This is a genomic window from Nonomuraea bangladeshensis, assembly GCF_039529455.1.
In the GTDB taxonomy this organism is placed as follows: Bacteria; Actinomycetota; Actinomycetes; order Streptosporangiales; family Streptosporangiaceae; genus Nonomuraea; species Nonomuraea bangladeshensis.
In genome coordinates this window covers 603,889-629,444 of record NZ_BAAAMV010000002.1, presented here as the reverse complement: position 1 = coordinate 629,444, position 25,556 = coordinate 603,889, and the positions used below count along the sequence as shown (strand labels likewise).

General features: G+C 73.6%; 26 protein-coding genes. 16 read left to right on the top strand and 10 right to left on the bottom strand.

All coding sequences use genetic code 11. From position 1 onward, the window contains the following. Positions 1-3: 3 nt before the first annotated feature. Positions 4-1,431: a hypothetical protein gene (locus tag ABD292_RS07025; RefSeq protein WP_344206146.1), complete on the top strand. Its 1,428-nt coding sequence runs from the start codon at positions 4-6 to the stop codon at positions 1,429-1,431. Next, on the top strand, positions 1,428-2,747 hold the full coding sequence (locus ABD292_RS07020; protein WP_344206145.1) for an AAA family ATPase: 1,320 nt from the start codon (positions 1,428-1,430) through the stop codon (positions 2,745-2,747). Before ABD292_RS07025 ends, ABD292_RS07020 begins: the two co-directional genes overlap by 4 nt. Here the strand turns inward: ABD292_RS07020 and ABD292_RS07015 are convergent. After that, positions 2,744-3,673 carry a GNAT family N-acetyltransferase gene (locus ABD292_RS07015; RefSeq protein ID WP_344206143.1) on the bottom strand — a complete coding sequence of 310 codons (930 nt, stop codon included), beginning with the start codon at positions 3,671-3,673 and terminating at the stop codon, positions 2,744-2,746. The two genes, ABD292_RS07020 and ABD292_RS07015, sit on opposite strands and share 4 nt — an antisense overlap. Positions 3,674-3,774: 101 nt before the next feature. Between ABD292_RS07015 and ABD292_RS07010 the strand changes: the two genes are divergently transcribed. The 6 genes from ABD292_RS07010 (at position 3,775) to ABD292_RS06985 (ending at position 7,531) form a co-directional block, all read left to right on the top strand. Further along, positions 3,775-4,320 carry a TetR/AcrR family transcriptional regulator gene (locus ABD292_RS07010; protein WP_344206141.1) on the top strand — a complete coding sequence of 182 codons (546 nt, stop codon included), beginning with the start codon at positions 3,775-3,777 and terminating at the stop codon, positions 4,318-4,320. Positions 4,321-4,409: 89 nt separating this feature from the next. Beyond that, positions 4,410-4,868: an ATP-binding protein gene (locus ABD292_RS07005; RefSeq protein WP_344206139.1), complete on the top strand. Its 459-nt coding sequence runs from the start codon at positions 4,410-4,412 to the stop codon at positions 4,866-4,868. 72 nt (positions 4,869-4,940) lie between these two features. After that, positions 4,941-5,486: a helix-turn-helix domain-containing protein gene (locus ABD292_RS07000; RefSeq protein WP_344206137.1), complete on the top strand. Its 546-nt coding sequence runs from the start codon at positions 4,941-4,943 to the stop codon at positions 5,484-5,486. A gap of 1 nt (position 5,487) precedes the next feature. After that, positions 5,488-5,847, top strand: coding sequence for a hypothetical protein (locus ABD292_RS06995; protein WP_344206136.1), 360 nt, complete (start codon positions 5,488-5,490; stop codon positions 5,845-5,847). Next, the gene (locus ABD292_RS06990; protein WP_344206134.1) at positions 5,844-6,737 is read left to right on the top strand and encodes an ATP-binding cassette domain-containing protein; all 894 of its coding nucleotides are present in this window, start codon (positions 5,844-5,846) and stop codon (positions 6,735-6,737) included. The genes ABD292_RS06995 and ABD292_RS06990 overlap by 4 nt, the downstream gene beginning before the upstream one ends. Beyond that, positions 6,734-7,531 (top strand): ABC transporter permease, encoded by a 798-nt coding sequence (locus tag ABD292_RS06985; protein ID WP_344206133.1) that lies wholly within the window; start codon positions 6,734-6,736, stop codon positions 7,529-7,531. The genes ABD292_RS06990 and ABD292_RS06985 overlap by 4 nt, the downstream gene beginning before the upstream one ends. Here ABD292_RS06985 and ABD292_RS06980 read toward each other — a convergent pair. Continuing rightward, positions 7,503-7,796, bottom strand: a complete 294-nt coding sequence (locus tag ABD292_RS06980) for a hypothetical protein (RefSeq protein ID WP_344206132.1) — start codon at positions 7,794-7,796, stop codon at positions 7,503-7,505. The two genes, ABD292_RS06985 and ABD292_RS06980, sit on opposite strands and share 29 nt — an antisense overlap. 84 nt (positions 7,797-7,880) lie before the next feature. Next, complete coding sequence (locus ABD292_RS06975) at positions 7,881-8,840, bottom strand: Ppx/GppA phosphatase family protein (protein ID WP_344206130.1); 960 nt, start codon at positions 8,838-8,840, stop codon at positions 7,881-7,883. Between the two features lie 221 nt (positions 8,841-9,061). Here ABD292_RS06975 and ABD292_RS06970 point away from each other — a divergent pair, with 221 nt between their 5' ends. Both ABD292_RS06970 and ABD292_RS06965 read left to right on the top strand, forming a co-directional pair. After that, complete coding sequence (locus tag ABD292_RS06970) at positions 9,062-9,877, top strand: formylglycine-generating enzyme family protein (RefSeq protein ID WP_425565034.1); 816 nt, start codon at positions 9,062-9,064, stop codon at positions 9,875-9,877. Between the two features lie 4 nt (positions 9,878-9,881). Next, positions 9,882-11,078 carry a UDP-N-acetylglucosamine--N-acetylmuramyl-(pentapeptide) pyrophosphoryl-undecaprenol N-acetylglucosamine transferase gene (locus tag ABD292_RS06965; RefSeq protein WP_344206127.1) on the top strand — a complete coding sequence of 399 codons (1,197 nt, stop codon included), beginning with the start codon at positions 9,882-9,884 and terminating at the stop codon, positions 11,076-11,078. On the opposite strand, the gene ABD292_RS06960 is transcribed toward ABD292_RS06965, so the two are convergent. From ABD292_RS06960 to ABD292_RS06935, 6 genes are all read right to left on the bottom strand, one after another. After that, the gene (locus ABD292_RS06960) at positions 11,024-11,938 is read right to left on the bottom strand and encodes a hypothetical protein (protein WP_344206442.1); all 915 of its coding nucleotides are present in this window, start codon (positions 11,936-11,938) and stop codon (positions 11,024-11,026) included. The two genes, ABD292_RS06965 and ABD292_RS06960, sit on opposite strands and share 55 nt — an antisense overlap. 30 nt (positions 11,939-11,968) lie before the next feature. Then, complete coding sequence (locus ABD292_RS06955) at positions 11,969-12,889, bottom strand: hypothetical protein (RefSeq protein ID WP_344206125.1); 921 nt, start codon at positions 12,887-12,889, stop codon at positions 11,969-11,971. A 10-nt stretch (positions 12,890-12,899) separates the two neighbouring features. Continuing rightward, on the bottom strand, positions 12,900-13,793 hold the full coding sequence (locus ABD292_RS06950) for a hypothetical protein (RefSeq protein WP_344206123.1): 894 nt from the start codon (positions 13,791-13,793) through the stop codon (positions 12,900-12,902). 101 nt (positions 13,794-13,894) lie between these two features. Continuing rightward, complete coding sequence (locus ABD292_RS06945) at positions 13,895-16,732, bottom strand: NACHT domain-containing protein (RefSeq protein ID WP_344206122.1); 2,838 nt, start codon at positions 16,730-16,732, stop codon at positions 13,895-13,897. A 60-nt stretch (positions 16,733-16,792) separates the two neighbouring features. Beyond that, positions 16,793-18,661: a propionyl-CoA synthetase gene (locus ABD292_RS06940; protein ID WP_344206120.1), complete on the bottom strand. Its 1,869-nt coding sequence runs from the start codon at positions 18,659-18,661 to the stop codon at positions 16,793-16,795. A 72-nt stretch (positions 18,662-18,733) separates the two neighbouring features. Then, a complete protein-coding gene (locus ABD292_RS06935) occupies positions 18,734-19,663 on the bottom strand; it encodes a GNAT family N-acetyltransferase (RefSeq protein ID WP_344206119.1) in 930 nt (309 codons plus the stop codon). A gap of 130 nt (positions 19,664-19,793) precedes the next feature. Between ABD292_RS06935 and ABD292_RS06930 the strand changes: the two genes are divergently transcribed. Next, complete coding sequence (locus ABD292_RS06930) at positions 19,794-20,738, top strand: hypothetical protein (RefSeq protein WP_344206118.1); 945 nt, start codon at positions 19,794-19,796, stop codon at positions 20,736-20,738. A 65-nt stretch (positions 20,739-20,803) separates the two neighbouring features. Then, positions 20,804-21,319 (top strand): hypothetical protein, encoded by a 516-nt coding sequence (locus ABD292_RS06925; RefSeq protein WP_091084726.1) that lies wholly within the window; start codon positions 20,804-20,806, stop codon positions 21,317-21,319. Between the two features lie 48 nt (positions 21,320-21,367). Here the strand turns inward: ABD292_RS06925 and ABD292_RS06920 are convergent, their stop codons facing one another. Continuing rightward, positions 21,368-22,273, bottom strand: a complete 906-nt coding sequence (locus ABD292_RS06920; RefSeq protein ID WP_344206116.1) for a LysR family transcriptional regulator — start codon at positions 22,271-22,273, stop codon at positions 21,368-21,370. A gap of 212 nt (positions 22,274-22,485) precedes the next feature. On the opposite strand from ABD292_RS06920, the gene ABD292_RS06915 reads away from it, so the two are divergent. The 4 genes from ABD292_RS06915 (at position 22,486) to dmpG (ending at position 25,556) form a co-directional block, all read left to right on the top strand. Beyond that, a complete protein-coding gene (locus tag ABD292_RS06915; RefSeq protein ID WP_486348466.1) occupies positions 22,486-23,094 on the top strand; it encodes an aspartate/glutamate racemase family protein in 609 nt (202 codons plus the stop codon). After that, positions 23,091-23,600, top strand: coding sequence for a RidA family protein (locus tag ABD292_RS06910; RefSeq protein WP_344206112.1), 510 nt, complete (start codon positions 23,091-23,093; stop codon positions 23,598-23,600). The genes ABD292_RS06915 and ABD292_RS06910 overlap by 4 nt, the downstream gene beginning before the upstream one ends. Positions 23,601-23,679: 79 nt before the next feature. Continuing rightward, complete coding sequence (locus ABD292_RS06905) at positions 23,680-24,555, top strand: acetaldehyde dehydrogenase (acetylating) (protein ID WP_344206111.1); 876 nt, start codon at positions 23,680-23,682, stop codon at positions 24,553-24,555. Next, the gene (dmpG, locus tag ABD292_RS06900) at positions 24,552-25,556 is read left to right on the top strand and encodes a 4-hydroxy-2-oxovalerate aldolase (RefSeq protein ID WP_344206109.1); all 1,005 of its coding nucleotides are present in this window, start codon (positions 24,552-24,554) and stop codon (positions 25,554-25,556) included. Before ABD292_RS06905 ends, dmpG begins: the two co-directional genes overlap by 4 nt.

Below are 25,556 nucleotides of genomic sequence, written 5' to 3'. Positions count from 1 at the left end.
CAAGTGAGCCTGCTGACCTCGCTGGCCCGGCTGCGGGCCCTGGACGAGGGCATCGCCCAGCCGGTCGCGACCGTGCGGCACTGCCATCTGTCGGCGCGGCCGATGGTGTTCGTGCCGCTGCGGCTGTCCGGCGAGGCCGCCGCGCCGCTCGCCGCGATGCTCGGCGACGACCGCGACCGGCCGCGCCTGCTCGTGGTGCCCCAGCCGCGCAACCGCGACCTGCGCTTCGCGTGGGCGGCCGAGCTGGCCGGGGTGCTGCTGCCGTACGTGGAGAGCTTCACGGCCGACACCGAGACGGTCGAGCGGCGGGGCGGCGACCCGTACGAGCGGGCGCTGGACGCGCCGCAGCTCGTCGTGCCCAACACCGGCGGCGTGGCCTTCACCCGGCTGCTCGGCCGCTCCACCCGTTTCCGCCGCGCCGACGGCCCCTACCCGGTGCCGGAGTCGGTGCCGCTGCTCGGGCGGTGGCTGACGTACTTCGCCGAACGGGCCGCGTACCCGGGGTCGTCGCTCATGCTGGCCGCGACGGAGGAGCTGGGCCGGCACTGGGCGAGCGGGCAGAGCGGGCTGGAGGACGGCAACCTCGCCTCCCTGGTCGCCTGGATCACCGAGGGGCCGCGCGAGGAGGCCGAGGACCCGCTGGTGTGGCCGCCCGCCGGTCCGGCGACGGACCCGGGGTTCGACGCGGAGGTGCTGGCCCCCGCCATCGAGAGCGGGTCGGCCGAGCGGGTCACGGAGGCGCTGCGCACCCAGCTCGCGCCGACCTGGCGGCTGATGTGGCGGGCGCTCGACCTGCTGGCCGGGCTGGAGCCAGGGGCGAGCGTGGCGCAGCGGTGGGAGCAGGACCGGGCCTCGTTCAGCGCCATGGCCGAGAGCGTCGCGGAGGGCGGCCCGCCGCAGCCGCGCAGGGACGGCGCGGTGGCCGCCGCGGCCCGGCTCGCGCGCATGGAGCGCGCCCAGGCCGCCTACGAGGTGCAGCGCGCCTACGACGACCCGCTGGTGATGGCCGAGTACCGGCTGACCGGCGAGGCGTTCGCCGGCGAGGTGGTGGAGACCGTCCCCGACAACGCCGAGGGCGAGGGCCGCTCGCGCAAGCTGCGCCCGCTGGTCGTGGTCAAGACCGACGACCCGGTGCTGCTGCCGGTCGGCACGGCGCTCGGCACCCCGGAGCGCCGCGCCCAGGGCGCGGAGCTGGTCGAGGCGCACGAGGGCCTGGTCACCATCAAGATCACCAAGGGCATGGGGCGGGGGAAGACGGCCGCTCCGGGTTCGGTGCCCGACGTCGGCGAGCGGGTCTGCTACACCTCGCTGACCGGCGACTTCCAGGGCTCGCCCGGCCTGCCCGACGCCGAGGCCACGCCGTGGACGCACGGCGGGCCGCCCCAGCAGTACGTGCCCGACGACGAGGACGCCCAGGAGGAGTGGTCGTGACCGCCAGCCCGCCGGAGCGCAGCCCGGAGCAGGTCATCGCGGACGTGCTGGCCGACCTGCCCCGGCATCGGGGCGTGGTCGTGGACTCCCCGCCAGGCGCGGGCAAGTCCACGCTGGTGGTGCGCGCGGCGGCGCACCTCGCGGCCACCGGCGAGCCGCTGATGATCGTCGCCCAGACCAACGAGCAGGTCGACGACCTGGTGGTGCGCATCTGCGACAAGCACCCGCACCTGACGGTCGGGCGGCTGTCGGCCGGCGCGTACGCGCCCCCGCAGCGCCTGCTGGAGCTGGCCGGGGTCCGGGTCGGCACGCGGGTGCAGGATCTCGGCGATCCGGACATCGTCATCGCCACGGCCGACAAGTGGGCGTGGATCGGCGACAGGAAGTGGCCGTGGGCGATCGTGGACGAGGCCTACCAGATGCGCTCGGACAAGTTGCTGCGCATCGCGGGGCTGTTCGAGCGGGCATTGTTCGTGGGCGATCCCGGGCAGCTCGACCCGTTCTCGATCGTCGACGGTGACCGCTGGTCGGGGCTGTCATGGGACCCGCTGCAGAGCGCGGTGTCGGTGCTGCTGCGGCACAACCCGGACCTGCCGGTGCACCGGCTGCCGGTGTCGTGGCGGCTGCCGGCGACGGCCGCGCCGGTGGTGTCGCGGGCGTTCTACCCGTTCACCGGGTTCCGGTCCGGCACCGGGCCGGGCGAGCGGCGCATGGAGCTGGTCACCGGCGGCCTCGGCACCCCGCACGACCGGGCGCTGGAGGAGGCGGCCCGCTCCGGATGGGCGCTGCTTGAGCTGCCGGAACGGCACACCGTGCGCACCGACGGCGAGGCGGTGCGGGCGGTGGCGCTGCTGGCGGCGCGGCTGCTGCAGCGCGGCGCGGTGGCGGGCTCGGAGCAGGGCGAGCGGCCGGTCACCGCCGACCGGATCGCGGTCGGGGCCGCGCACCGCGACCAGGTGGCGGCGATCCGCGCGGCCGGCCTGCCGCCGGAGATCACCGTGGACACCGCCAACCGGCTCCAGGGCCGCGAGTACGACGTGACGATCGTGCTGCACCCGCTGTCGGGGCGGCGCGACGCGACGGCCTTCCACCTGGAGTCGGGGCGGCTGTGCGTGCTCGCCTCCCGGCACCGGCACGCCTGCGTGGTGGTCGCCAGGGCGGGGATCGCCGAGCTGCTGGACGCCCACCCGTCGGCCGAGCCGGTGCAGCTCGGCGTGCCGGTGAAGTTCCCCGACGGGTGGGAGGCCAACCAGGCGGTGCTGGAGCATCTGTCCCGGCACCGGGTCCGGGCGGGCCGGGGCCAGATGGACAGCTAGAGCCTGCGGCGCCAGACGTCGATGCCCATCACCGGGCGCATGCCGGCCGACTCGTACAGGCCGAGCGCCGGGGTGGTGTTGTTGCTGTCCACGTGCAGGATCGTGCCCTTCCTTCCGCGGGCGGCGTCCGCGGCGAAGGCGTGCCGGAGCATGAAGCGGCCGAGACCCTGACCGCGGAACTCGGGCAGCACGGCGAGTGTGGCGACGTAGCCGCAGCCCTGGTCGGGCAGGAACTGGTCGGTGCCGATCACCACCGCGGCCGGGCGGCCGTCGATCCTGGCCAGGGCGAGCTGGCTCCAGTCGGTGGAGCTGTGGGCCTGGCGGCGTTCGTACCACTGCTCGTAGGTGACGGGGACGAACCCGAAGTGATCGGCGAAGCCCTCCTGGTGGACGCGGTGCGCCTCGCGCCGCACCTCCTCGCTCTCCCCGGAGTGCAGCGTCAGCCCGGCGGGCGGGGCGGGCGGCTCGACGGGGCCGTCGAAGTCGATCCGCATCCGGTGGAAGCCGGTGCCCGGCTCGAAGCCGTGCTCCTTGGCGATGACCTGCTTGCCCTGGTCGGCGCGGTAGATGCCGAGGTGGAGGGTGGCGCCGTCGTGGCCGCGCGCGGCGGTCAGCTCGCGGGCGCGGCCGAGGACCTTCTCCCAGAGCGGCTCGGTCAGCTCCTCGGCTCCGGGACGGACGATGACGTCCAGGTCGACCAGGTCGCTGTCGCCGTTGGCGCAGGCCCAGGCGTAGGCGAGCAGCCGGCCGCCCGGCTCCTCGGCGACCCAGCCGTCGCGGTCGAGGTCGAATTCGGGCTCGGCGAGCTCGTCCTCGACGTCCTGGAGGGTCATGTCGGGGCCGCCGAGCACGGCGGTCTCGTACGCCGCGACGAGGTCGTACAGGGCGGCCGCGTCGTCCGGGCGCGGTCGTCGGAAAGTGTGCATGGGGACAATTGTCGTCAAAACCCCCAGCTGGCACCTCTCCTTTTTTCGCCGAATAAACTGGACATCTCCTTACCGGCCGTCAAGTCAGAAAATGGTGCACAGTGCGGGCAGACACACGGACCCGTATTCAGGAGGTCGCGCTGCGGCTCTTCACCGAGCAGGGGTACGAGGCGACCTCGCTGCGGGAGATCGCCGAGGAGCTGGGCGTCACCAAGGCCGCGCTCTACTACCACTTCAAGACCAAGGACGACATCGTGGCGAGCCTGGTCGACCTGCGCGTGGCCGAGATCGAGGAGCTGGTGGAGTGGGCGCGGGCGCGCCCGAAGACGTCCGCGACGCGCCGCGAGCTGCTGGAGCGCTACGCCGCGAACCTGACCCGGCCCAGCCACCTGGAGGTCACCCGGTTCCTGGAGCGCAACCAGACGGCGCTGCGCGAGCATCCGAAGCTCATCAAGATGCGCGAGGCGATGCTGGCGCTCACGGCCGAGCTGAGCGAGCCGGGCGCGACGCCGGTGGAGCGGATCAGCCGGTCGCTGGCGCTGTTCGCGCTACACGCCGGCAAGTGGATGACGGCGCAGGACGGCCTGACCGAGGACGAGATCGCCGAGGCGTCCATGGAGGTGGCGCGGCGGCTCGCGGACATGTGATCCCGGGGAGGCCCGGTTCCGCCGCCGACGATTGGGCTCCGCGATCTCGGGCAGAAGGTCGCCACGCGTTCCGCAAGGAAGGAGAAGTCGTGGAGGCCTCGATAGCGCTCCGGCTGCCCAGGGATGCCGCGAGCGTCCCGCTGATCAGGCAGATGCTGGACGGCACTCTGCGCTCGCTCGGCGTGGAGAGCGGGATCCGCGACGACATCGAGCTCATGCTCACCGAGGCCTGCTCCAACGTGATCCGGCACGCCGAGCCGAGCGACGAGTACACCGTCAGCGCCACCGTCCACGACGACCGGTGCTTCATCCGGGTCGTCGACACCGGGCACGGCTTCGACCCCGACAAGCTGCAGGAGCCGAAGCCGGGGGCCGAGCACGGACGCGGGCTGATGATCATGCGGGCGCTCGCCGACGACATCCGCTTCACCAACAAGCGGGAGAACGGCGCGATGGTGTGCCTGGAGAAGCGCCTCCGGTACCAACCCGGGGCCGCCGGGCCCCACCTGATGTCCGCGGACCACCGCTCCTCCCCCGCCTCGCGCTGACGCCCTTCCCTGGCTTCAGCGCCTTCGGCGTGCCCGTTCATTCTCATTATCGATAGTGATAACGTGTGGGGTGTGAGGACATCCCCAGAGCGCTGGGCGCAGCTGGCGCTGCACCCCGTGCGCATCCGCATCCTGCGCGCCGCGGCCGGCGCCCGCCGCACGTCGTCCGACCTGGCGGGCCTGCTGCCCGACGTGCCACAGGCGACGCTGTACCGGCACATCGCCACGCTGGCGCAGGCCGGCCTGCTGCAGGTGGTGGAGGAGCGCAAGGTCGGCGGCGCGACGGAGCGGGTGTACGCGGTGCCGGAAGGCGGCGTCACCCCCTCCCCCGAGGCGCTGGCCTCGGCCTCCCCCGAGGAGCACGCGCGGTACTTCACCGCGTTCGTGGCCAGCCTGCTGTCGGAGTTCTCGCGCTACCTCGCCAGGGAGCACATCGACCTCGTGGCCGACGGCGTCGGCTACCAGCAGCTGGTGCTGCACCTGGACGACGAGGAGTTCGTACGTTTCGCGCAGGGTTTCGCCGGCCTCGTCCAGCCCCTGCTCGCCAACCAGCCGGCGCCCGGGCGCACACCCCGGCTGCTGGCCACGATGTTGCTCCCCCTGACGGAAGAAGGTTGACATGGCGACGGTCATCGACGGCGGCTCGATCATCGTGGAGTTCGGCCCCTGGGAGCGGTTCTTCGCCGGCCGCCCCCGGCACGTCATCCCCCTGGCGGCCGTGCGGGAGGCGGTCGCCACCGGGCAGCCGCTGCGCGTCCCGCGTGGCGCGCGCAGCGGGCTGGCCGTGTCGGGCCACACCAAGATCGGCGTCTGGGGCCTGTACGGCGGCCCCCGCCAGCTGGTGGCGGTCAACCGTCACCTGCCCGGGCTGCGGCTGCTGCTGGACCGCGCGGGTTCGGGCGGCGAGTTCGACGAGGTCGTGGTCTCGGTCCCCGGCGCCGACCGGCTCGCCGAGACCATCCGGGCGACGGCCGCATGAGCGGCGTCGAGGTCCGGAGCCTGACCAAGAGGTACGGCACGCTCACCGCCGTCGACGACCTCAGCTTCACCGTCAGGCCGGGAGCGGTCACCGCCTTCCTCGGCCCCAACGGCGCCGGCAAGACCACGACCATGCGCATGATGGTCGGCCACGTCGCGCCCACCTCCGGCGGCGTGACGATCGGCGGGCGGCGCTACCGCGACCTGCCGCGCCCGACGAGCGTCGTGGGGGCGGCCTTCGACGCCGCCGCCTTCCATCCGCGCCACTCGGCCAGGGACCATCTCAGGATCTACGCGGCGATGGGCGGGCACCCGTCCCGCCGGGTGGATGACCTGCTCGGCCTGCTCGGCCTGGCGGCGGCGGGCGAGCGCGCGACGGGCACCTACTCGACCGGCATGCGGCAGCGGCTCAGCCTGGCCACCGCCCTGCTGGGCGACCCCGGCGTCCTGCTGCTGGACGAGCCGGGCAACGGCCTGGACCCCGAGGGCACGGCCTGGCTGCGCGCGTTCCTGCGCGAGCTGGCCGGGGAGGGCCGTGCCGTCCTGGTCTCCAGCCACGCGCTGGGCGAGGTCCAACAGGTCGCCGACGACGTCGTGGTCATCCGGCGGGGCCGGCTGCTGGCCGCCGGGGCGCTGAGCGAGCTCGCCGGCGCGGGGCACGTCGTACGGGTGAGCAGCCCGGACGCGGACCGGCTCGCCCGCGTCCTCGCGCCCGCCGCCCGAGGGATCGACCGCGACGGGCCCTGCGACCTGCGGGTGCACGGGCTGGAGCCCGCCGAGATCGCCGGCCTGGCCGCGGCGCACGAGCTGCCCGTCCACGGCCTGGCCGCCTGCCCGCCCAGCCTGGAAGAGCTCTTCCTGGACCTGACCGGCGAACGGACGGACGCATGAGACCCCTGATCCACGCGGAGCTCCGCAGGCTGCTCGCGACCCGGCTGTGGCTGGGCACCCTGCTCGTGGCCGCCCTGCTCGGCGGCGGCCTGGTCGGGCTGCTCGCCCTCGTCGGGCCGGAGAACTTCGACCCGCCGATGCCGGGGCTGCACACCGAGGCGGGGGTGCGGGCCGTGCTCGGCTTTCTCGGCTTCACCGCCTTCGTCCCTGCCGCCGTCGGCACCCTGGCCCTGACCTCCGAGTACCGGCACCGCACGATCACCGTCACGTTCCTGTACGCCCCGGACCGCTGGCGGGTGCTGGCCGCCAAGCTCGTGGCGTACGGGCTGGCCGGCGTGGTCTACGGGCTCGTCCTGTCGGGCACCGCCGCCGTGGCGCTGTTCGGCGCCGCCGCGGCGCGCGGCGTCACCCTGGGCCTGGACGCGGGGACCGTCGCCGAGCTCCTGGCCCGCCTGGCGGTCGCGATGGCCGCCTACACGGTGCTCGGCGTCGGCATGGGCGCGCTGATCCGCCACCAGGTCGCGGCGCTCTGCGTGGTGGTCGGCTACCTGTACGGGGCGGAGCTGATCCTCGTCACGATCCCGGGCGTCCGCCACCTCTATCCCCTGCTGCCCGGCGGCGCGACGGCGGCGCTCACCGACTTCACCGCCGTGGCCGACGCCCTGGCCCAGCAGCTGTCCAGCGAGCCCGTCCGCCTGCTGTCCCCGCCGGCCGGAGCGCTGGTGCTGCTCGGATACACGGCGCTGGCGAGCATGGCCGCGCTGCTCAGACCCCTGCGCCGCGACGTCGCCTGACCTCCAGGGAGAAGTGGCGGCGCAGGCGCGGGGTGCGGCCGCTCAGCTCGCCGCGCCGCCGCTCGGGGACGCTCTCGCCGCTCAGCTTCACCGTCAGCCGCCGCTCCCGCCCCGTCAGCCGCCGCCACAGCCGCGGCAGGGGGAGCATGGAGCCGGCCATGACCACGAACGCCACCAGGGCGATCACGGCGATGGCGGCGATCGCGACGGCGATGAGGAGCAGCACGACCAGCAGGGACCCGATGGCGCCGAGCACGTCCAACATCTGGCGAAGAGTTCCCGATCATCAGCCGGTTATGCCAACTCATGCGGATATAACGCACTTACTCCACGCCAGAAGAGTGCGTGCTCAGCCCGCGACCAGTCCCGACTGGTCGAGCCGGCCCGGCAGCAGGTCGAGCCGGCGCAGGATGACGCCCTCGCGCAGCGCCCACGGGCACACCTCCAGGCTGTCCACCTCGAACAGGTCCATGGCCGCGTCCGCGACCAGCGCGCCCGCCGCGAGCTGCGCCGCCCGCCCCTCGGACACGCCGGACAGCCGCGCCCGCTCGGCCGTGCTCATGGCGGCGAGCTTGGTCACCCAGTCGGCGGTGTCCTGCCGGGTGAGCCGGCGGGGCACGTACAGGCCCTCGCTGGTGGGCGCGGCCCCGGCGATCCTGGCGAGCTGCTTGAAGGTCTTGGAGGTGGCGACGGCGCGGTCGGGCCGGCCGTAACGGGCGACGGAGCCGACCGTGCGGGCGACCTCGGTGCGTACGTGCCGCCGCAGCCTGCGCACCTCCTCGGCGGACGGCGGGTCGGCGGTGAACCAGTCGCGGGTCAGCCGCCCGGCCCCCAGCGGCAGCGAGACGGCCACGTCGGGCTCCTCGTCCACGCCGGCCGCGATCTCCAGCGAGCCGCCGCCGATGTCGAAGGCCAGCAGCCGCCCCGACGACCAGCCGAACCACCGGCGCACGGCGAGGAAGGTCAGCCGGGCCTCGTCGCGCCCGGACAGCACCTCGATGTGCACGCCGCAACCGTCCTCGACGCGGGCCAGCACCTCCTCGCCGTTGGCCGCCTCACGCACGGCGGAGGTGGCGAAGGCGAGCAGGTCCTCCACGCCCTTGTCCTCGGCCAGCTCGACGGCCTCCTTGACGAACGCGCACAGCCGCTCGACGCCCCGCTCGGCGAGCCGGTTGTCCTCGCCGAGGTATTCCGTGAGGCGCAGCTCCTCCTTGTGCGAGTACGCGGGGATGGGCCGGGCGCCGCGGTGGGCGTCCACGACGAGGAGATGCACCGTGTTCGAGCCGATGTCCAGCACGCCGAGTCGCATGGGAAGACGCTACCGTTCTGCCGGATTCATGGCATAACGCGAGGGGTGACCAGCGGCGGCCGCGTGATCGGGGGCATGTTTCAAGGGCTACCCTTCCTTACTGGTATGACACGTTTGGGGGGACTTTGAGCGCTTGCTGTGGCCCGAGCAGGGAGGGCGCCGCCACGCCGCAGCCGCGGCCGGCCGTCCTGACCGCGCGGCGGTCGGCGCCGCCGCGCGGCATGGTACGCGTCCCTGGCGGGACGTTCCTCATGGGCGGCGACGACTGGGACGCCCGCCCGGAGGACGGCGAGGGACCGGTCCGCGAGGTGCGGCTGGACCCGTTCATGATCGATCCGACGTGTGTGACGAACGCCCAGTTCGCCACGTTCGTCAAGGAGACGGGCTACGTCACCGAGGCCGAGCGGATCGGCTGGTCGTTCGTGTTCCGCCAGTTCGCCCGCGCGGGCGTCATCGACGCGACCGTGCCCGGCGCGCCCTGGTGGGCGGGCGTCGAGGGGGCCGCCTGGCGCACCCCGGAGGGGCCGGGCTCGTCGATCGGCGCCCGGCAGAACCACCCCGTCGTGCACGTCTCCTGGAACGACGCCACCGCCTACGCCGAGTGGGCGGGCAAGCGGCTGCCCACCGAGGCCGAATGGGAGATGGCCGCCCGCGGCGGGCTGGAGCGCAAGCGTTTCCCGTGGGGCGACGAGCTGGCGCCGAACGGGCGGCAGCGGTGCAACATCTGGCAGGGCCACTTCCCCACCGCGCCGAGCAAGGGGACGATGCCGGTCAAGTCGTTCCAGCCGAACGGCTACGGGCTCTACAACGTCGCGGGCAATGTCTGGGAGTGGACCGCCGACTGGTGGGGCACGGCGTGGGAGCCGTACGCGGAGAACCCGGCAGGGCCGGCCGAGGGCACGGCGAAGGTGATCCGCGGCGGGTCGTACATGTGCCACGACTCCTACTGCAACCGCTACCGGGTGGCCGCGCGCACCTCCAACACCCCGGACTCGGCGACCGGGCACACCGGTTTCCGCTGCGCGGCCATACTCTGATCGCATGTCACGAACCCTGCGACTGTTGATCACCGGCGGCGGCACCGGCGGTCACACCTACCCGGCCCTGACGACGCTGTCCGCCTTCCAGCGCCGCCAGGTGCCGCACGACGTGCTCTGGGTCGGCACCGCGAACGGCCTGGAGGCCAGGATCACGGCCGAGCACGGCATCCCGTTCAAGGCGATCACGACCGGCAAGCTGCGCCGCCGCCCCAACCTCCGGGAGCTGGGCACCAACATCGCGGACGTGTTCCGCATCCCGGTCGGGGTGTTCCAGGCGATCGGGCACGCGGCCCGCTACCTGCCCGACGTGGTGCTCTCGACCGGCGGCTACGTGGCCGTGCCCATCGGCGTGGCGGCCAAGCTGATCCGCCGCCCGCTCGTCATGCACGAGCAGACGACCGTCGTCGGGCTGGCCAACCGGATCCTGTCGCGCCTCGCCACCCGGATCGCGCTGTCGCACGAGTCGTCGCTGGAGCACCTGCCCGCCTCCGCCCGCGCCAAGGCCGTGGTGACCGGCAACCCGGTACGGCCGGAGCTGCTGGCCGGCGACCGGGCGGCGGCCTACGACCTGTTCGGGCTGACGTTCGAGGTCCCGCTCATCTACGTGACCGGCGGCGCGCAGGGCAGCAAGCAGATCAACACGCTCATCGCCGAGATCCTGCCGCGGCTGCTGCCGCACGCGCAGGTCGTGCACCAGTGCGGGCCCAACTGGATCGAGCAGATGCGCGCGGTGCCGGTGCCCGCCGAGCTGGCCGACCGCTACCACCCGGTGCCGTACGTGGGGGCCGAGCTGGCCGACCTGTTCGCCGCGGCCGACGTGGTGATCGCGCGCAGCGGCGCGGGCACGGTCTCGGAGCTGACCGCGATCGGCAAGCCGGCCGTGCTGATCCCGCTCATCCCGACCGGCGGCGACGAGCAGCGCAAGAACGCCGGCTACCTGGCCTCGGCGGGGGCGGCGCGGGCGCTGCTGGAGCCGCACCCGACGCCCGACATGCTCCTCGCTGAGCTGATGCCGCTGCTGGCCGACCCCGGGCTGCGCGCCGCGATGGGGCAGGCCGCGGCCAAGCTGGGCCGCGTGGACGCCGCGGCCGCCCTGTGCGACCTGCTGCTGGAGGCGGCCCACACGGGCGGCGCCGGCGTGGGTCAGGGCTCGCCCGGTGCTCCCGGCACCTCTTTCGGCGCTCCCGGGTCCAGGTAGCGGAAGGCCTCGCGGGCGGAGCTCACGCTCCGCCTGAGCGCCTGCTCCAGCCGGTCGGCGTCGGCCGCCAGCCGGTCCAGCTCGGGCACCGCGAAGCCGTCCGCGCCGGTCTCGGCGACGAGCTCCTCGTACTGGTGCAGCCGCCCGCGCAGCTCCTCGATCTGCTCGTGGGCGAGGTAGGCGCGCTCGGCCTCGGTGACGTTGGCGGCGTAGCGCTCCAGCGCCTCGACGCGGGCGAGCACGGCGTCCTCGCTGCCGTCGAGCGCGCGGGCCAGCGGCTCGGCGACGGCCTCGACCTCGGGCGTGAGGCCGCGCGAGACGGTCTCGCGGTGCTTGGCGCGCAGCGCCGACAGCTTGGCCAGCAGGCGGGCGATCTCCCATTCCTCGGCGGGCAGCATCACCGCGTTGCGGGCGTCGTCCAGCAGGCCCTCGGCGTTGACGCGGGAGCCGGTGACGGTGGCGACCGCCCGCTGCGCGCGGGCCAGCAGCCGCCTGGCGGACTCGTCGAGGTCGTCGAGGAGCACATAGCGGCCCTCGTGCCAGCGCAGCAGCTCGTAGATCTGGCGCTCGGTGTCGTCCTCGTCCTCCCCGGCCAGGTCCTGGCGGGCGAACAGCCCGATCACCAGGGGGACGGCGAACAGCACGAGCAGAAACAGGCCGACACCCCTGCTCGCGGCGCCGAGGCCGAGCACCAGCCCGAAGAGGACCACCATGGCGAAGATCCTCACCATGCCGCGGGGCGCGACCGGCGAGGCCCTGCGCGACTGGGGTGCCCAGCCCTGGCGCATCTTGACCAGCACGCGCCGGGACTGCCTCAGCACCTGCGCGTCGTCCGGTGGTAACTGGGGATCGACCACCATATCCGCCACAAATTCGGATCCTAAGCCAAATCACCCCCCAAGGTGGCGAAAAGCCTCGTGAGCCGAGCTGACGCTGTCGCGTAACGCCTGCTCAAGGCGGCCGGCCTCCTCGGACAATCCGTCGAGCTCCGGGACGGCCGCGCCGTCGGCGCCCGACTCCACGAGCAGCTCCTCGTAGCGGGGCAGGCGGGCGCTGAGCCGCTCGATCTGCCGCCGGGCGCGGTAGGCGCGCTCGGCGTCGGCGACGTGCCCCGCGTAGCGTTCCAGCGCCTCGACGCGGGCGAGCACCGCGGCCTCGCTGCTGTCCAGGGCCTCGGCGAGCGGCCCTGCCACGGCGGCCACCTCGGGCGTCACCCCCTCGGCGATCACCTCCTGGTGCTCGGCGCGCAGCGCCGACAGCTTGGCCAGCAGGCGGGCGATCTCCCACTCCTGCGCGGGCAGCATCACCGCGTTGCGCACGTCGTCCAGCAGGCCCTCGGCGTTGATCCGGGAGGCCGTGATCTGCTCGACGGCCGCCCCCGCGCGGGCCAGCAGGGCGCGGGCGGGCTCGTCGAGGTGCTCGTCCAGGACGTAGCGGCCCTCGTGGCCGCGGGCGTGCTGGTGGACCTCGCGTTCGAGGGCGCGGCGGCGCTCGATCCCGGCGTCGGTACGCGGCCGCAGCAGCACGGCGACGGTCAGCACGGCCGCGCCCGTCATGGTCATCGCGAAGGACGTGTAGCGCTCGGCGGCGAACAGCGCCAGGCCGTACAGGGCGAGCACCGCCGCCACCACGCCGGTGCCGACGCTCACGGCCAGGCCGAGCGTGGGGTCGGGGCCCTTGGGCGGGGGCCGCCAGCCCTGGTGGACGCGGGCCAGCAGGGCGTGGTTGGCGCGCAGCAGGTCGGCGACCTCGCGGGAGAGCGCCGGATCGACGACGACCTTCGCGGGGCGCCCGGGCAGGATGTCGGTCATGGCGCGGCCGTCAGCTTTCCAGGTGGCGGAAGGCCACGTGCGCGGACTCCACGCTGTGCCGGAGCGTGCGCTCCAGCGTGTCGGCGTCGTCCGCCAGCTTCTCCAGCTCCGCGAGCGCGAGCCCGTCGGCGCCCGACTCGGCCAGCAGCTCCTCGTAGCGCGGCAGCCGCGTCCGCAGCTCCTCGATCTGGGCGTGGGCGTGGTAGGCGCGCTCGGCCTCGCGTACGCGGTCGGCGTAACGTTCCAGAGCCTCGACGCGGGCGACCACCGCCGCCTCGCTGGCGGACAGGGCGCGTTCGAGCGGCTGGAGCACCGGGGCGACCTCGGGCGCGAGGCCGCGTTCGTGCAGCTCGCGGTGCTCGCGGCGGAGGGCGGAGAGCTTGGCCAGCAGGCGGGCGATCTCCCATTCCTGCGCGGGCAGCATGACGGCGTTGCCCGCGTCGTCGAGCAGGCCCTCGGCGTTGACGTGGGAGCGCAGCACCGCGCCGACCGCGCGCTGCGCGCGGCCCAGCACGAGCCGCGCCTCCTGGTCGAAGTCCTCACCGAGGAGGTAGCGGCCGTCGTACCAGCGGGCCTGCTCGTAGACCTGGCGTTCGTGGGGGCGCTCGTCCTCGGGCGGCTCGCTCATGGAGGCGATCTTCACGAGGACGACGAAGACGAACGTGCCGAGCAGCACGAACCCGGCCGGCGCGAACGGCGAGTCGAGCAGGACGGCCATGAGGGCGATCACCACCGGGGTGGCGGCCAGCAGCAGGGTGCTGGAGGAGCCGCGGCGTGGCCGGCGGGAGTCGCAGGAGGAGTCGCGGGGCGTCCATCCGGCGCGCATCCTGGACAGCAGCGAGGCGTTGACGCGTAACAGCCCGGCGACTTCCGCCGGAACCGACGGATCGACGACCACACCCACGCTCTGTCCTGGCACCCTGGCGCCCCCCAAGCTCGGTATGTGGATATTACGTAACAATCCGCTCGCGTGTCAGCCTCGAATGTCGCCGGGCGTCCGGGGTTTCAACCATCGTCCTGCTGGATCTCCCACAGCGCCGTCTCGGGGATGCCCGCCTTGACCAGCAGCTCCCAGGCGGCCCGCCGCTCGCGCGGATCGGCGAGCACGGCGCGCAGGAGGGGTCGCAGCCGCGCGTGGTCGGCGCCGCCCTCCGCCCACAGCGCGCCGAGCGCCTGGTGCACGGCCGGCGAGCGGACCGCGGCCGTGCGCAGCAGCTCCTCCAGGATGGCCACCCGGTCCCGGTACGGCAGGGGCCGCCCCTCCCCCAGCGCGCGCAGCAGCAGGTCGAGCAGGCGGCGGTGGCGCGGGCCGTGCCCGGTGGCGACGGCGACGACGGCGTCACCCATCCCCGTGGGGTCGTCGGCGCCGAGCACGACGTCCTCCACGCCGTTCTCCATGACCCGCCGCGCCGACAGGGCGGTGACCAGGCCGTTCCATCCCTCCTCCCCGAGCTGGCCCTTCCACAGGTGGGTGAAGGACGACCAGCGCTCGGCCGCGTCGGGCCCAGGCAGCAGCTCCGAGACGCGGACCGGCCCGTCGGCGGCGGCCACGACGAGCAGCGCGAGGTTCGCCGAGTACGCGGCCAGCCGCCGCGCCAGACTGTGCCGCACCGGGCGGAAGCCGGTGAAGTGGCGGCGCCCGGTCTCGTGCAGGGAGCGGCGCAGCAGCCCGGACAGCTGCTCGACGCAGCGGGCCCGGATCTCGGGCGGCACGTCGTCGAGCAGGTCGATGACGAACCCGACGATCGGCCCGCGCTCGGCCAGGCAGGAGTGGGAGATGACGGCGTAGAGCAGGTCGTCGTCCACGCTCTGCACGAGCGCCAGAGGCTCGTCACCGGCCTGGCTGCGCCTGCGGTCGAGGTCGCGCAGCGCGTAGACGGCCAGCCAGGCGACCAGGAAGTCGCCGAAGGTGGAGTGCAGGAAGGCGTGGCCGCCCCTGCGGACGAAGAAGAACCGCTCGGTGGCCCTGCGCGCCCAGCCCGCGCGGGCCGGCCGGTCGGGGTCGGCGTCCGCCGGGTCGTCCTCGCCGCCGTGGCACAGGGCGGGCAGGTCGCGTTCGAGCGCCTCGTCGGTGATGACCTGGCGGCCGCGGGCCAGCATGGACAGCGCCGCCGCGCCGAGCAGCACCAGCTCCTGGTCGATGACCACCCGGCCGGCGCCGCCGGTCTCGCGTTCGGTGAAGTCGCGCAGCAGCACCTCGTACAGGCGGGAGCGCTTGAGCGGGCGCCGCCGGGGGTCGTCCTGCTGCGCGGCGTTGCCGCCGGCGTCGTAGAGGGCGAGCAGGAGCAGCAGCAGCGGCTGGCGGGCCATCTCGCCGTGGGCGAGCGCGGCCTCGGCGGGCAGCGGCGTGAGGTCGCGGCGGGCCAGCAGGGCGCGGTTGGCCTGGTCCCAGATCTCCAGCCACTGGCGTACCTGGTCGTCCTCGAACGGCAGGAGCCGCAGCGCCAGCAGCCCGTCGGGGAAGCGGATGCGCTCGGCCACGACCGTGCGGCTGGTCACGATGACGGCGGCGGGGCGGCCGAGCCCGGCCTCGCGGCGCTGGAACTCCTCCACGCGGGCGAGGTAGTCGTAGCGGCCGGCGCCGCCGAGCAGCAGCTCGTCCAGCCCGTCGAGGAGGATGACCGGCTGCGCCCCGCCGGCGGCCTCCACGAGGTCGCCGTAGGAGACCTCCTCGCCGAGCACGGCGGCGATGGCCTGCTCGATCTGCTCGGTGACGTCCGCGCGCGGCGCGACCCCCTGCAGGTCCACCCGGATCGGCAGGAACTCCGAACGGGCCAGGCGGGCGGCCAGCACCTCGGTCAGCTTGGTCTTGCCCGAGCCGGGGTCGCCGAGCACGAGCAGCGGCGCCCGGGTGGCGCGCAGCGAGGTGAGGTGCCCGACGAGGAACGCCTCGGTGTCGGGCAGCAGCCGCTGGTCCTCCCACCAGCCGTCGAGCGTGGGCGAGGCGTCGCGGGTCAGCTCGGCCACCCGGCAGCGCGGGGTGAGATAGCCCTCGCCGAGCAGCGGCAGGTAGACGTCCTCGGGCAGCTTGCCGGCCAGCAGGAGCGGCTGGTCGAGCAGGTTGGCGGCCATCCTGGCCAGGTGGACCATGGGGCGGTCGCCGACGCGGGGCGGCGCCAGCTCGGCCAGCAGCCACGCCACCCTGGACAGCGCGGTGGAGGGCTGGGGGCGCTCGGTGACCAGGCTGCGCACGCCGAACTCGTGGCTGTCGAGGGCCAGCGAGCGGTAGTTCTCGTCGTAGACGCGCAGGGCGTGGGCGGGCGGGCCCTCGGCGAGCATCCGGGGCAGCAGGATCTGGTCGTCGTGGCTCAGCTCGTCCCAGACGGGCAGGCCGGCGGCGTAGCCGGTCAGGGCCTCCGACATGCGCGCGTAGGCACGTTCCACCGCCTGGCGGGTCTCGCCGAACGGGATGTGCGGCTCGGGGGTGGGCAGGCGCTCCAGCATCAGGGCGGCCATCAGGCGGGCGAAGCGCTCGGGGGTCGGCACGCCGCGCGCGATCTTCTCGGTGCGGTCGAGCTGCTCCAGCGTGAACGGCAGCTTGACCTCGCCGAGCGCCTCGAAGTAGGCGGAGACGACGATGACGGCGTGCGCGGCGGCCAGGCGCTGGGTGCGGGTGTGCCGGTCGACGCCGCCGCGCAGCTCCGGCAGGCGGCCGAGGACGTCCTCGCCGTAGCGGACGACGGAGGCGCGCATGTCGGCCACGCCCATGACGAGCTGCCCGGCGCCGGCCAGCGGCCACCCGCTGCGCTCGGCCGCCGCGGCGAACCCGATCACCTTGGCCAGCCTGCCGTCCTTGCAGCCGAGGATGCGCAGGGCGTCGGCGTAGCTCGGGGTCTCGATCATGGCCTTCTCCCGGGGACTGGGGTTGTCCCGTCAGCGCTGGGTGCGGCGGTCACATTCCTTTCATGCCCGTTTCATCGCCTCAGCGATCTCCGGCAGGGCGGCGGGGTCCTCGATCGTGGACGGCGTGGTGTACGGGCGGTCGTCGGCGATGTCGCGCATGGTGCCGCGCAGGATCTTGCCGGAGCGGGTCTTCGGCAGCCGGGCGACCACGACGGCGCGGCGGAAGGCGGCGACGGGGCCGATGCGCTCGCGTACCAGGGCGACCAGCTCGCGCTCCAGCTCCCCGGGGTCGCGCTCGCAGCCGGACTTGAGCACCGCGAAGCCGACCGGGACCTGTCCCTTGAGCTCGTCGGCCACGCCGATGACGGCGCATTCCGCGACGTCGGGGTGGCCGGCGAGGACCTCCTCCATGGAGCCGGTGGACAGCCGGTGCCCGGCCACGTTGATGACGTCGTCGATGCGGCCCATGACGTAGAGGTAGCCGTCGGCGTCGAAGTGGCCGCCGTCGCCGGTCAGGTAGTGGCCGGGATGGCGGTCGAGGTAGGAGGAGCGGAAGCGGGCCTCGTCGCGGTAGAGGGTGGGCAGGGCGCCGGGCGGCAGCGGCAGCTTGACCGTGACCGAGCCCTCGACGCCGGGCGGGCAGTCGTTGCCGTCGGCGTCCAGGACGTGCACGTCCCAGCCGGGCACGGGCTTGGTCGGGGAGCCGGGTCTGGCCGGCAGGGTCTCGATGCCGACGCAGTTGGCGGCGATGGGCCAGCCGGTCTCGGTCTGCCACCAGTGGTCGACGACGGGGACGCCGAGCAGGCCGGCGGCCCAGTGGTAGGTGTCGGGGTCGAGGCGTTCGCCGGCGAGGAAGAGGTGCCGCAGCCCGGACAGGTCCCACTTTTTCGCGAATTCTCCGGAGGGGTCCTCCTTCTTGATGGCGCGGATCGCGGTCGGCGCGGTGAACAGCGTCCGCACGCCGTGCGTGGCCACCACCCGCCAGTACGCGCCGGGGTCGGGGGTGCCGACGGGCTTGCCCTCGTACAGGACGGTCGTGCAGCCGGCCAGCAGCGGGGCGTAGACGATGTAGGAGTGGCCGACGACCCAGCCGACGTCGGAGGCCGCCCAGAAGACCTCGCCGGGGGCGGCGCCGTACACGTTGGCCATGCTCCAGTGCAGCGCGACGGCGTGGCCGCCGTTGTCGCGCAGCACGCCCTTCGGCGAGCCGGTGGTGCCGGAGGTGTAGAGGACGTAGAGCGGGTCGGTGGCGGCCACGCTCACGCAGGGCGCGGGCGCGGCGTCGCGCACGGTCGCGGCCCAGTCGAGGTCACGGCCCTCGGTCAGCTCGGCCGGGCACTGCGGGCGTTGCAGGATCACGCACCGCTCCGGCCGGTGGGCGGCCTCCTCCAGCGCCGCGTCCAGCAGCGGTTTGTACGCCACCACCCGGCTGGGCTCGATGCCGCAGGAGGCCGACAGCACGACCTTGGGCCGGGCGTGGTCGACGCGCACCGCCAGCTCGCGGGCGGCGAACCCGCCGAACACCACCGAGTGCACCGCCCCGAGGCGCGCGCAGGCCAGCATCGCGACCACGGCCTCGGGCACCATCGGCATGTAGATCACGACGGTGTCGCCGGCGCCCACGCCGAGGTCGCGCAGCATGCCCGCGGTCCGCGCCACCTCGTCGAGCAGCTCGGCGTAGCTGAGCACGCGCACGGCGCCGGTGACCGGGCTGTCGTGGATCAGCGCCGGCTGCCCGCCGCGGCCCGCGGCCACGTGCCGGTCGAGCGCGTTGTGGCAGGTGTTGAGCCGCCCGTCGGGGAACCAGCGGCCGTCGGGGCCGAGGACCGTGGCCGGAGCCACGTCCCAGTCGATGCCGCGGGCCGCCTCGGCCCAGAACTCCTCGGGATGCCGGATGCTCCGCAGGTACGTCTCGTCATAACCAGCCACTTATCGATCAGACCAGCCGCCGGGGCCCCGGCGCAAGTGTCCGGCCCGGCGGCGGCCCGATCGTCTGGACGGTCAGCCGGCCGACAGCACCAGCCGGACGGCGAAGGTGCGGTACCCGGCCCGCTCGAACGCCTTCACCATCGGCACGTTGCCGCGGTCGGTGTCGGCCGCGACGCGCTCCACGCCCCGCTCGGCGTGAGAGCGGGTGATCTCGCCGAGCAGGTCGTCCACGTAGCCGTGCCCGCGGTGCTCGGGCACGACGCCGAGGTAGCCGACGACGGGCCCGGCGTTGTTGGCCGACGGCAGCGCGACGCCCACCAGGGAGCCGTCGGCGGCCGAGTACGCCAGCCGCCACCACGACCGGTCCCCCGGCATCTGCCGGTAGTCGGCGACGTCCTGGCGCGCCTGCTCCTCCGGCGTCATGGTGCGCAGGGCCGTCCGGGTGGCGTGGTCGAGCGTGCCCTCCGCCACCCGGCGGAACGCCGCCACGAACGCCTCGTCGTCGTCATCGCCGCGGAAGACCAGCCGGCCCGACGGCTCGGGCACGGCCTCGTCGGCCGTCCAGGCGAACCGCAGGCGCTCCAGCTCGTCGGTGAGCCCGGCGCGGCCGGCGGCCTCCTTGCGCCAGGCGAGCCCGGCGGTGGCCTTCGGGTCCTCGCGCCAGCCCTCGGACAGGAACACGTGGTACGCCGGGCGGTCGCCGAACGCGGCGTGGCCGCGCTCCAGCAGCTCGGCGGCCAGCGCGACCCGGTCCCGGACGGACGGGTGGACATGGATGCAGTCGAGGGCGAGCGGCCGCCCGCCGGGGAAGCCCCACCAGACGGCGCGGGCCAGGATGTCGCCGGTGTCCTCGTCGAGGGCCAGCCAGATGTGGTCGTAGCGGTAGTTCCCGCTCTCCAGGAACGACAGGAGGCGGTCAGGGTGGGCCCAGCTGACGGACTCGTCGACGACGCAGCCGAGCAGACGGTCTAGGTCGTCGCCGACCGCGGTACGGAAAAGCACGATTCCTCCGAGAAGGGGAAGAGGGCGCGCGGAGCGCCCGGGGCAGTGCCGAACATCTCAGCGCCTCCTTTCTTCCGACTTTTCGGCGTCAGCGGGCACTGTATCGCAAAGAACGCGAAAGGATGGGCTCGTGAGGTCCTACGACGACGAGACGCTGCCCCTGCAGCCGCCCATCCGGCTGCCCGACGAGGCCACGCTGGCCGCGGCCGTCCGCGCCGCCCCACTGGCGAAGGAACTGGGAACGGGGGAACTGGGGGCGGAGGGCGGCGACGCCGAGGTGCTGGCCGCCTGGGCGGACCACTGCAGGGAGCGGCTGGCCGCCGACGAGGGGCTGCTGGTGGAGCTCATCCGGCTGTTCCTGTCCCGTGAGCCGGTCAAGGGCGAGGCGCCGGAGACGCTGGCGGGGCTCGGGCTGGTGCGGACGGCGGAGCCGTACACGCTGAGCTGGCTCGGCCTCTGGGCGGCCCGGCTGATCATCGCCGACACCACCGGGCAGGAGATCCCCGTCATGGGCTCGCTCGCCGGCGCCGACGCGGCCACGCTGCTGCACGCGCTGCGCTCCTACCCCGAGGCCGAGCGTGACGAGGAGCTGGCCGGCTGGCTGAAGGGCCGCGACCGGGACGACGCCGTCGCCTCCCTGGCCGCCGCGCTCGCCACGGTGAGCCCGCTCAGCCGGGCGGTCGGCGTCGAGGTGCTCTCCCACGACCTCGGGGACGAGGGCAGGCACGCGCTGCTGCGGCTGCTGGAGGAGCCGAAGCTGGGCGCGGTGGTCGCGGCCAGGACGGCGAACCCGCAGCGGCAGCCGGTGCCGGAGGAGATCGCGTGGGTGCTGGTGGACATGGCGGCGGCGCTGCTGGAGTTCGGCGACGCGCCGGACGAGGTGATCAAGTCGATCGCCATGGGGATGAACTCCGAGGAGCAGGCCGCCACGATCGCGATCCTGGCGTTCGGCGACCATCCGTGGACCGGGCGGGTGCTCCAGGTCTTCATCGACCACCATCCGGACGAGCGGATCGCGGCCGCCGCCAGGAAGGCGCTGCGGCGGCTGCGCGGCCTGTCGGACCTCCGGGGATGAGCCCGCGCGTGAGCCCGTGATCCGGTCGTGATCGGCGGCCCGCCGGTGACGGTAGAGTCGGCTCGGTGACGAAGCATACGATCTCCCCGCAGAACAGCATCCTCGGTGAGGCGTTCGCCTGCGCGTGCGGCGTCATCCTCGGCGGCCGGATGACGGCCGAGCTCCACGCGGCCGAGAACAACCTCTGCTCGGCCTGCCTCGGCTCGGCCGAGGAGGAGGTCGCCCCGGGCCTGTCGCGCGGCTGCACGTCGTGCGCGGGCAGCGGGCGGCGCAAGGAGCAGATCACCTGGCAGCTCGCCCACGCCGAGGCGGAGAACCTCATCACCATGAGCGTCGTACGCGGGATCGTGGCCCGCTTCGACGGGCCGTTCCGCCTGTCGGAGATCGCCGACACGGTGCGCACCGGCCTCGGCCTGCCCGCCGGACGGCTGCCCGTGGGCCCGCGGGTGCGCGACCTGCTGCTGCAACTGCAGGCCGCGGGCGAGATCGCCATGCTGTCGGCCCCCGACGAGATGCTGGGCACCGACATGGTCCTCTACCGCGACCCGCAGTGGCAGCGCGCCCGCACCCTCGGCCTTTGACGCCTTTCGGCGCCTCGCCGGCCGCTTCTGCCGGGAGGCTCGGGTCCTTCATCGCGGAGGTCGGGCCTTCACGGCGTTCAGTACGGTCATGAAACGGGTGAGAAGCGGCCCCATGTCCCCGGCCTGCCAGACCAGGTGCAAGGTGGTGGCGGTGCCCGCGAGCCGTCGTGCTGTCACGCCCTCCCGGCGCAGCACTCGATAGGAGTCGGCCATCACGGCCGCGCCGAAACCGGCGGCGACCAGCGCGAGGATCGTCTGCACGGTCCGGCCCCGCGCGCCGACGCGCGGCACGATCCCGGCGTGGTGGCACAACGAGGTGATCTCGTCGTGCGCGTGGGGCGCGGCCTCCCGTGGCCACAGCACCAGGGGGATCTCACCGAGCACGGAGACCGGCGCCGGCTCACGGGTCGTGGCGAGCGGGTGCCCGGCCGGCAGGAAGAGGGTCAGCGGCTCGCGCGTCCAGACCCGGGTGGCCAGGCGGGCGTCGCGGACCGGCAGCCGCTGCACCGCCACGTCGAGGCTGCCGTCCAGGATGCCGGCCGACATCTCGGCGTCGTCGAACAGCTCCACCAGGGACAGCTCGACGTCGGGAAGCTCTGCGCGCAGCCGGCCGAGTGCGTCCCCGAGTGCGCCGTTGATGCCCGATCCGGCGAACCCGACCGTCAGCCGGCCGGTCTTGCCCTCGGCGGCCAGCCGTACGTCGTGCAGAGCGGCTTCAGCGTCGGCCAGCATGCGTACGGCCCGCCGGAGCAGCGCCTCGCCGGCAGTGGTGGGAACGAGGCCGCGGCCGGCGCGGGTGAACAGCTCGGCTCCCAGGCGTCGTTCGAGGTCATGGAGCTGCCGGCTCAGGGTCGGCTGGGTCAGCCGCAGGCGGCGAGCGGCCGCGCTGATGGATCCCTCTTCGGCGATCGCCACCAAGTAGCCCAGCAGCCGCAGATCCATCCATGCCTCCACGGCATGGATGCTATATCGATCGATGCCTCGAAGTGGGCAACCGGCGTACTCCAGGGAAGAATGGAGCCGTCCCGAAGTCATGAAACGCCGGAGCCGTCGTGAAACACCTTGGAGTTCTCGCTCACAGCACGGGAGGAGCCGCCCTTTGCTTCCTCGACTTCTGTGAGGAGGGATTCCGCCGGACCGGCCGCAACGAGCATCCCGACGTCACCATGGACTACATCGCCTTCGGCTACAGCATGCCCGCCTGGGACAGCGGAGATCACGCGGCCGTCCGGGCCACCCTGGCGACCAGCGCGCAGCGGCTCGCCCGGGCCGGCGCCGATTTCTTCGTCTGCCCGGACAACACCGCCCACCTGGCTCTGGAGGCACCGGGGCCGGACCTCCCGCTGCCGGGCCTCCACATCGCCGAGGTCGTCGCGGACCAGGCAGCGGCCGAGGGGCGCACCCGTGTCGGCGTGCTGGGCACCAGGTACACGATGGACGGGCCGCTGTACCCGCGGGCGCTGGCCGCCCGCGGGATCGCCGCGGAGCTGCCGGACGCCGGCGACCGCCACCTCGTCAACGAGATCATCTTCAAGGAGCTGGTGAACGGCGTGGTCAGCGACGCGTCGCGCCAGGAGTATCTGCGCGTCATCGCACGGCTGGCCGAGCGGGGCTGCGACGCGGTCGCGCTCGTCTGCACCGAGATCCCGTTGCTGATCACGCCCGATGTCTCCTGCCTGCCGACGTTGGACTCGACCCGTCTGCTGGCCCGCGCGGCCTACGACGTCGCCGTCGGCGAGCGCGCGATGCCGGACTGGCGCGGCGGCCCCCGATGAGCCCGGGACACGCCGGAACGGAGCGGGCGCCGTCTCATCCCGAACGGCGTCTGGAGGAGCTCGGGCTGACGTTGCCGGAGCCCGTCCCTCCGGTCGCGACGTACGTGCCCGCCGTACGCAGCGGCGACCACGTCCACGTCTCGGGCCAGGTGCCGCTGCGGGAGGGGCGGCTGATCGCGACCGGCCGGCTCGGTGACACGGTCAGCGTGGAGCTCGCCTACGAGTGCGCGCGCCAGTGCGCGCTGAACGCACTGGCCGCGCTGAAGGCGGAGATCGGCGATCTCGCGGCGGTGGCCCGCGTCGTCAAGGCCCTGGTGTTCGTCGCGTCGACGGCCGATTTCACCCGTCTTCCCCAGGTCGGCGATGGGGCGTCGGACCTGCTCTGCGAGCTTTTCCGCGACGCCGGGCGGCATGCCCGCTCGGCGGTCGGGGTGGCGTCGCTGCCGCTGGGCGCACCCGTCGAACTGGAACTCCTGGTCGAGATCCGCCGACCGGCCAGCGGCTGAGCCCTCGAATCCCCGTAACCCCCGGGCTGCCGGCCCGCGGGGACAGCAACCCCTTTTCGGTCACAAGGAGGGCGTACGCATGCCCGTGAAAGTCCCGGCGGCGATCGTCGGCTCAGGCAACATCGGCACGGATCTGCTCTACAAGCTGCGCCGGTCCGAACTCATCGATCCGCGTTTCATGATCGGAATCGACCCTGACAGCGAGGGCCTGCGGCGGGCGAGGGACCTCGGCGTCGAGGTGTCCGCGGAGGGCGTCGACTGGCTGCTCAGCCGATCGGACCGGCCTGCGCTGGTGTTCGAGGCGACCTCGGCGAAAGTGCACGCCGCGGCCGCGCCGCGCTACGCGGCGGCGGGGATCATCGCGATCGACCTGACACCCGCGTCGGTCGGCCCCTGGGTCGTGCCCGCCGTCAACCTCGACGATCATCTGCAGGCGCCGAACCTCAACATGGTCAGCTGCGCGGGGCAGGCGACCATCCCCCTCCTGTACGCGATCGACCAGGTGGCCGACGTCTCGTACGGCGAGATCGTCGCCACCATCGCGAGCGCCGGCGCGGGCCCGGGCACCCGGTGGAACCTCAGCGAGTTCAGCGAGAAGACCGCACAGGCCCTGACCGCCGTCGCCGGGGTGGACGAGGCCAAAGCGTTCTCGCTGATCAATCCGGCCGAACCGCCCATGGTCATGCGTGACACCGTGTACGCGAGGGTCCGCCGGAGAGACGCCGACCGGATCGAGCACGCCGTACGGGACATCGTCGCCGAAGTGCGACGGTACGTGCCGGGTTACCGGCTGCGGCTCCTGGAGATCGACGGCGACCTGGTCACCGTCATGGTCCAGGTGGAGGGCGCCGGCGACTTCCTGCCCGCGTACGCGGGCAACCTCGACATCATCACCGCCGCCGCGACGGCCGTCGCCGAACGGATCGCGCAGAAGACCCTGGGAGCCGCCCGATGATCACTCTCGTGGACACGAGCCTGCGCGACGGCATGAGCAGTGTCTCGCACCGGTTCACACCGGAACAGGTCGGCGCGGTGGCCGGCGGTCTCGACCGGGCGGGTGTCCGGGTCATCGAGGTCGCCCACGGCATCGGCATCGGCGCCTCCTCGATCCAGTACGGCTTCGCCGCCGCGACGGACGTCGAGTACGTCCAGGCCGCCGTCACCGCAGTGGACCAAGCGGACATCGCGGTGCTGTACGTGCCGGGGATCTCGACGCTCGCCGCCCTGGACGCCGTCCGCGACGCGGGCGCGACCACGGTACGGGTCGCCACGCACTGCACCGAGGCGGACTGCGCGGAGCAGCCGATCCGCCACGCGCGCGACCGGGGCATGCGCGTCATGAGCTTCCTGATGATGAGCCACAAGCTCGAACCCGCGGCACTCGCCGAGCAGGCCGCCAAACTGGACTCGTACGGCGCACAGGTGATCTACGTGGTCGACTCCGCCGGGGCGCTCGTGCCCGGTTCCGCCGGAGCCCGTGTCGCCGCGCTGCGCGACGCGGTCCGCGCGGACATCGGGTTCCACGCCCACAACAACCTGGGCGTGGGCGTCGGCAACGCGCTCGCCGCGGTCGAGAACGGCGCGACCTACATCGACGGGTCGCTCCGAGGTCTGGGAGCCAGCGCCGGCAACGCCCAGACGGAGGCTCTCGCGGCGGCGCTGGAACGTGCCGGTCACCCTGCGGGAGTCGACGTCCTCGCACTGATCGACGTCGCCGAACACCTCATCGCGCCGTTGATGACGCAACCGCAGATCGTCGACGAGACCGCGCTCCTTCTCGGCTACGCCGGCCTCTACTCCACCTTCTTCCACCCGGCCAAGCGCGCCGCGGACAAGTACGGCGTACCCGTGCGCGAACTCCTCCTGGAGCTGGGCCGACGCGAGGTCATCGGAGGTCAGGAGGACATGATCATCGATGTGGCGGCGGAGCTTTCGAGCCGGGCGCGGAGCGCGTGA

What these genes read in the sequence shown, in the direction of transcription:
- ABD292_RS07015 (WP_344206143.1), bottom strand. Translation starts at nt 3,673, where the DNA reads ATGCACACTTTCCGACGACCGCGCCCGGACGACGCGGCCGCCCTGTAC.
- ABD292_RS06995 (WP_344206136.1), top strand. Translation starts at nt 5,488, where the DNA reads ATGGCGACGGTCATCGACGGCGGCTCGATCATCGTGGAGTTCGGCCCC.
- ABD292_RS06990 (WP_344206134.1), top strand. Translation starts at nt 5,844, where the DNA reads ATGAGCGGCGTCGAGGTCCGGAGCCTGACCAAGAGGTACGGCACGCTC.
- ABD292_RS06985 (WP_344206133.1), top strand. Translation starts at nt 6,734, where the DNA reads ATGAGACCCCTGATCCACGCGGAGCTCCGCAGGCTGCTCGCGACCCGG.
- ABD292_RS06980 (WP_344206132.1), bottom strand. Translation starts at nt 7,796, where the DNA reads ATGTTGGACGTGCTCGGCGCCATCGGGTCCCTGCTGGTCGTGCTGCTC.
- ABD292_RS06975 (WP_344206130.1), bottom strand. Translation starts at nt 8,840, where the DNA reads ATGCGACTCGGCGTGCTGGACATCGGCTCGAACACGGTGCATCTCCTC.
- ABD292_RS06970 (WP_425565034.1), top strand. Translation starts at nt 9,062, where the DNA reads ATGGTACGCGTCCCTGGCGGGACGTTCCTCATGGGCGGCGACGACTGG.
- ABD292_RS06965 (WP_344206127.1), top strand. Translation starts at nt 9,882, where the DNA reads ATGTCACGAACCCTGCGACTGTTGATCACCGGCGGCGGCACCGGCGGT.
- ABD292_RS06960 (WP_344206442.1), bottom strand. Translation starts at nt 11,938, where the DNA reads ATGGTGGTCGATCCCCAGTTACCACCGGACGACGCGCAGGTGCTGAGG.
- ABD292_RS06955 (WP_344206125.1), bottom strand. Translation starts at nt 12,889, where the DNA reads ATGACCGACATCCTGCCCGGGCGCCCCGCGAAGGTCGTCGTCGATCCG.
- ABD292_RS06945 (WP_344206122.1), bottom strand. Translation starts at nt 16,732, where the DNA reads ATGATCGAGACCCCGAGCTACGCCGACGCCCTGCGCATCCTCGGCTGC.
- ABD292_RS06915 (WP_486348466.1), top strand. Translation starts at nt 22,486, where the DNA reads ATGGACTACATCGCCTTCGGCTACAGCATGCCCGCCTGGGACAGCGGA.
- ABD292_RS06910 (WP_344206112.1), top strand. Translation starts at nt 23,091, where the DNA reads ATGAGCCCGGGACACGCCGGAACGGAGCGGGCGCCGTCTCATCCCGAA.
- ABD292_RS06905 (WP_344206111.1), top strand. Translation starts at nt 23,680, where the DNA reads ATGCCCGTGAAAGTCCCGGCGGCGATCGTCGGCTCAGGCAACATCGGC.
- dmpG (WP_344206109.1), top strand. Translation starts at nt 24,552, where the DNA reads ATGATCACTCTCGTGGACACGAGCCTGCGCGACGGCATGAGCAGTGTC.